Origin of the sequence: Priestia sp. BR_2 (assembly GCF_041954005.1) — a bacterium.
Lineage (GTDB): Bacteria > Bacillota > Bacilli > Paenibacillales > Paenibacillaceae > Paenibacillus_AQ > Paenibacillus_AQ lautus_A.
The window spans coordinates 1-536 of sequence record NZ_JAVFHM010000085.1; the positions used below are offsets into that span (position 1 = coordinate 1).

General features: G+C 33.4%; 1 protein-coding gene. It reads left to right on the forward strand.

What is annotated here, in order from left to right; translation table 11 throughout:
• Positions 1-107: 107 nt before the first annotated feature.
• A partial coding sequence (locus RB298_RS02155) for a sugar transferase (RefSeq protein ID WP_486045508.1) occupies positions 108-536 on the forward strand: 429 nt, incomplete at its 3' end.

Sequence of the window (536 nt, forward strand, 5' to 3'; positions counted from 1 at the left end):
ATAAGTCATAGACAAACAAAAGAAATTTTATATAAGAAGGGAGTATTTGTATTGCGCGGTTACAGCAAGATAGCATTGTATCGAGAGCCGGAGTTGTACCTGAATCTATTATCGTTTCAAATAACAAAATCTATATAATTATTAAGCGGATGATAGATATACTTGGTTCACTGCTAGGAATAATATTTTTATCTTGGTTATTTATTGCTATTGCTATTGCTATTAAGTTAGAAGATCCTAAAGGTCCCGTTTTTTTTAAGCAAAAAAGAGTGGGTAAGGATGGGTCTGAGTTTTACATGTATAAAATGAGGTCTATGGTTTCAAATGCGGAAGAATTACTTGATTCCCTTTTACAACATAATGAGGTTGCTGGAGCAATGTTTAAAATGAAAAATGATCCACGAATCACTAAAATAGGTCGTTTTATAAGAAAAACAAGTATTGATGAGTTACCACAGTTGTGGAACGTTTTAAAAGGTGATATGAGCTTAGTTGGACCAAGGCCTCCTTTGCCTAGAGAGGTAAAGGAATATACA